Here is a 4148-nt window from a genome sequence, read left to right on the forward strand (position 1 = left end):
TAATATCAGGCTGCGCACGACAGATGTCAATAGCCGGGAGCGACGAATGCAAAAGACCTCGATGTGAAAGGCGAACACGTTGCACACACGAGCCCGGTTGATGTTGCCACCCGGGTGCTGAATCTCGTGCCGTGCCGGAAAACACCGCGCCGCCTCGCGTCCGACTTAAGTTTCTGATCTAATGAAAGTGCACCATTACCGCCTCGAAGCTGGTACCAGAGCAAGAAATCTTCAGATCACCAGTTCAGGAAGACATGCTCGGGCAGCGAATTGCATAATTCCACAATATTTGCCCGAGCATGATCCATGAGGGTGAGGAATACGCGTTGCTAACAAGCATTGGCCCTTATCTCTCGAATAATGTGATGAGTCAGCAAGGCTCCTAGAAGCGAAAGAAGAGGGTCAGCCCATACATGCCCAGTTTTTTTTGAAATAGACAAATCGCTTTTTCGTGTTTAGTCTTATGTAGCTTTGTTCTCCTTATGAGTTACGCGGACTACCCACGTGTGAGCAAGGCTTCAATCTCAACCAATGAATGGGACAACAGGGAAGAGGGGAAACATGCAGATACGTGGTAGCGAAACAGAACGAAATCTACAGAAGCTTCTGACAGACGAGCTTTACATCTCTTTCCGGTATGGCGAGATGGCACAAGCAGCTAAGGAGGCAGGGCAAGAAGAGCTGGCCGATATATATCTGGCTACCGCTCAAAACGAAATGGAGCATGCTCGTCATAGTTTCAGAGTTTTAGAAGGCGTAAAAGGCGTTAAAGCAAACCTAGAAACAGCAATACTAAAGGAACACGAGGAGGCTGAAAAGGTCTATCCGGAGGCAGCCAGGGTTGCTGAAAGGGAGGGATTCACGGAAATTGCCGAGTTCTTCTGCAGATTGGCTGGCGTTGAAGCCAGCCACGCACAGAGTTTGACTAAGATCCTCGAAACCATGGAAAGTGGTGAAGAAATAAAGGGCCGGACGGTAGGACATTCTCGTACGTATATGGCCCAAGTGATGCTGCCGGACCAAGCAAACCCTGCGGGTAATGTACACGGTGGTGAACTCATGAAGCTGATGGATAACGCTGCTGGCGTGGCTGCTGTCCGTCACTGTCATACACTGACAGTGACAGCAGCGGTGGATGAGATAACGTTTTTGAATCCTGTTAAAGTGGGGGATTTGGTTATCGTTCATTCCCGGCTTGTTTTCGTCAGCCATTCTTCCGCGACGGTCAGGGTGGAAGTCTATTTGGAGAAACTTTTTACCGAAATAAAGCTGCCTACGCATAAGGCGGATTTTGTTATGGTAGCCGTGAATGAACAAGGAAAACCGGTGGCAATGCCGCCACTAATTATAAGCACCGAAGAAGAACAAGAGCTTTTCAACGAAGCGCAGGCAAAATATGAGGCTAGGAAAAGAAAGAGGGTAGTTTAAACTCGAATAGTATGCTATTAGCTTGACCTTCGCGTTCTCGTCTCTAGTCTTTTCTTTTGGTTTTGCCGAGCTTCTGCAGCGCGACAAATTAAGTTATCCGCTATCGCAAGAAGGTTACAGGCAGTTCTTTGACTCAGAGATCAATCGTAACCAATTTGTGCCCCACAAGCTGACGGATTATGATATTTCTTTCGCTTTGTAATGGAGCAGAAAACGAAAGATGTAAGAATGCAGCACTACCAGGAAGACATCGATAAAATTTCCTTAGATAAATTTTTCAGCATGAGCTGACACCGAAAAAATGCTGATGTACACCTATCAAGTGGAGCATTCAGGGATAACGAAAGTATTGCGTATTACCGTCAGTAACTATCAACGGGCGGATGAGCCGCGACTGGCTGTAGGGGTCGGCTCCATCCGGTGGGTATGTGGTCTTTTTGTTTGACAGTCTTCTCCCAAATGACTCGTCCTACCGATCTGACTGTTTGGCGAAAACATATGAAAAAGGTATTGCGATCAGATCTCCGATGACATAGGTTGCAAAAACCACAACATAGATGAGCGCATAATTCGGAAATTTCCCTGCAAATAGAATAGGAAGAATCACGCCAATGAACCAGACTACCTTGTAACACAACTGAAACAATGAAATAGGGGAGAATTTCAAAGGAGACAGCAGGCCCAAGATCGACAAAAGCCCGAATGCCACATAGACGCTTCCACAAAGGCCAAAAACAATCGCATCTTGGCTTGGAAAGCCGAAGATTGAGCGCATTCCATCAGGCATGACAACTATTCCCAGCCCGACTCCACCCGCGCCAATGATAGTATAAATATACATAGCCTTAAGCCAACCCCATCGAACCTTGAGTTCTTTAGGCATGTCTGATCCTCCTTTTTGGCGTTGCTAATGTATACCCACACATAACATCTTTTTTTATGCTTATTCTGCATTTGCTGCAATTTTATGGCCTGTCAGCGTATCACGTCAAGAAATAGTTGCGGAAAGGGCTTCAAAATGGTTGGCCGGTACGCATAATCATAAATACACACTAATTATACTGTGTCGGTATAAAATTGGCAGCCGTTATGTCGCTGATCGACTGTCGAGTCTCAAATGAAGAAGTCTCTGATACCACGCGTGATGTGAATCTCGGCCTGTGAAGGACCGATGCAACAGTTCAGCACTCCTTAGCCATCCAAAGGTATTTGTGAGAAAAAAGAGGTGTCGAGCAACCCGCAGATCGCCCATAAATTTACCGATTGGTCAGTCCCACGTTGATGGACGCCCGTAATATACGCCTGCCTGGCAAGCAGGCCATTGCGTGATTAGTATTACCCTTAAAGGCCTGCGACAGGCGTTGAGCGTTATTTGTTTCTAAATCGCTTTGAGTAATGGGAGGAGCTATGGATAGGAGAACTTTTTTTAAAAGCGTAGCCATTGGTACCATGGCAGCGGGAGTTGCCGGACAAATCCATGCGGCTGAAAGATATTTCCCAACGAAGGTTGATCAGAGCCTCTTTGAAGATATCAACAGGGTTAAGAATCCGTCGAGCAAGACCCCGTTGGAGAAGTCGCATGCCCCTGTCATAAAGGCTCCCCAAACGGTCAAGGCCGGGGAACCGTTTACTGTTGAAGTCAGTGTCGGGGAAGTCATTCATCCTATGGCACCAGTTCACTGGATCGAGTTTATAGAACTGAACATAGGCAATGAGCCTGCCGGCAGGATGGATTTTCAGCCCAGGGGATACCTGAGTCCAAAGACGACATTCGTTGTAACTTTGACAAAAGAATCTGCGCCTTCAGGCAAGGTCACGCTCATCGCCCATCAACGATGTAATCTCCATGGCTACTGGGAAGGCAGCCTCGACCTGACCGTGACGTAACAGCCTCGGAGCATCTCAGACCAGTAAGGCCTGCGGTTCTCGGGATGCGTCTTCGTTTTTTTGCGGCGGAGCCGCTATTTTCCCATTTCTGCCACCCATGAAAGCCCACTATGCTCTGGTTGCAGACGTTATCGTTGTCACCCACCTTTTCTACGTCCTGTTTGCGGTCGGTGGCGAGATAGTCATTCTTGTGGGCGCCATTTTCGGATGGAAGGGAATAAGAAACCCTCTATTTCGCATCAGCCATCTCGTGGCGGTCGGGCTTGTTGCGGTTGAAGCAGCCACGGGAATCAACTGTCCTCTCACTGCGTGGGAATACGACCTGCGGCAACTGACCAGTCAGGCGGTGGAGAAGAATCTCTCCTTCATTGCGCGCCTTGTCCGTCTCATCATCTTCTACAATTTTCCTTCCTGGGTCTTTACCGTCATGCATATTGCATTCGGACTTCTGGTCGTCTTCACGTATATTCTCATTCCGCCGCAGTTTCAGAGAAAGCAATAGATTCGCTGCCGGTTATTGAAAAGAAGAGGTACACGATGAAGGAATACGATGTCGTTGTTATTGGCGCAGGTTCCGGCCTGAGCCTTGTCTCAAGGCGCTCTCCGAAAATCTTACCGTAGCCCTGCTGGCATGGGAGCACCTCGAATAATGGTTCTTTGTGCTTTGTGAATTAAAAACGGATGGCGAACGTAAGAGAACCCCTCTTCTCCATTCGAGAAAGGGGGTTCTCTTACAGATGGGATGAAATCCCTGTAGCACGGAGCGCTCTCTCGTAGCGCCCACCATAAGGGTATGATGGCGGTCAACCCGGCCAGTTGGCACAATCCCGCCC

General features: G+C 48.2%; 5 protein-coding genes. 3 read left to right on the forward strand and 2 right to left on the reverse strand.

Annotated features, from left to right (window positions below; translation table 11 throughout):
* Window positions 1-561 precede the first annotated feature (561 nt).
* A complete protein-coding gene (locus VMT62_00350; GenBank protein HVN94855.1) occupies window positions 562-1428 on the forward strand; it encodes a hotdog domain-containing protein in 867 nt (288 codons plus the stop codon).
* A gap of 469 nt (window positions 1429-1897) precedes the next feature.
* Here VMT62_00350 and VMT62_00355 read toward each other — a convergent pair whose 3' ends face one another.
* On the reverse strand, window positions 1898-2311 hold the full coding sequence (locus VMT62_00355; GenBank protein ID HVN94856.1) for a hypothetical protein: 414 nt from the start codon (window positions 2309-2311) through the stop codon (window positions 1898-1900).
* Between the two features lie 524 nt (window positions 2312-2835).
* Here VMT62_00355 and VMT62_00360 point away from each other — a divergent pair.
* Together VMT62_00360 and VMT62_00365 are read left to right on the forward strand one after the other, a co-directional pair.
* Window positions 2836-3315, forward strand: coding sequence for a class II SORL domain-containing protein (locus tag VMT62_00360; protein ID HVN94857.1), 480 nt, complete (start codon window positions 2836-2838; stop codon window positions 3313-3315).
* Between the two features lie 97 nt (window positions 3316-3412).
* Entirely contained in the window at window positions 3413-3817 is a 405-nt protein-coding gene (locus VMT62_00365; GenBank protein ID HVN94858.1) for a DUF2784 domain-containing protein, read from the forward strand.
* Window positions 3818-3874: 57 nt separating this feature from the next.
* Here VMT62_00365 and VMT62_00370 read toward each other — a convergent pair.
* Window positions 3875-4148 (reverse strand): hypothetical protein (locus VMT62_00370; GenBank protein HVN94859.1); only part of this gene is annotated, 274 nt, incomplete at its 5' end.

The sequence above is a fragment of the Syntrophorhabdaceae bacterium genome (assembly GCA_035541755.1).
GTDB lineage: Bacteria > Desulfobacterota > Syntrophorhabdia > Syntrophorhabdales > Syntrophorhabdaceae > PNOF01.

What these genes read in the sequence shown, in the direction of transcription:
- VMT62_00350 (HVN94855.1), top strand. Translation starts at nt 562, where the DNA reads ATGCAGATACGTGGTAGCGAAACAGAACGAAATCTACAGAAGCTTCTG.
- VMT62_00355 (HVN94856.1), bottom strand. Translation starts at nt 2,311, where the DNA reads ATGCCTAAAGAACTCAAGGTTCGATGGGGTTGGCTTAAGGCTATGTAT.
- VMT62_00360 (HVN94857.1), top strand. Translation starts at nt 2,836, where the DNA reads ATGGATAGGAGAACTTTTTTTAAAAGCGTAGCCATTGGTACCATGGCA.
- VMT62_00365 (HVN94858.1), top strand. Translation starts at nt 3,413, where the DNA reads ATGAAAGCCCACTATGCTCTGGTTGCAGACGTTATCGTTGTCACCCAC.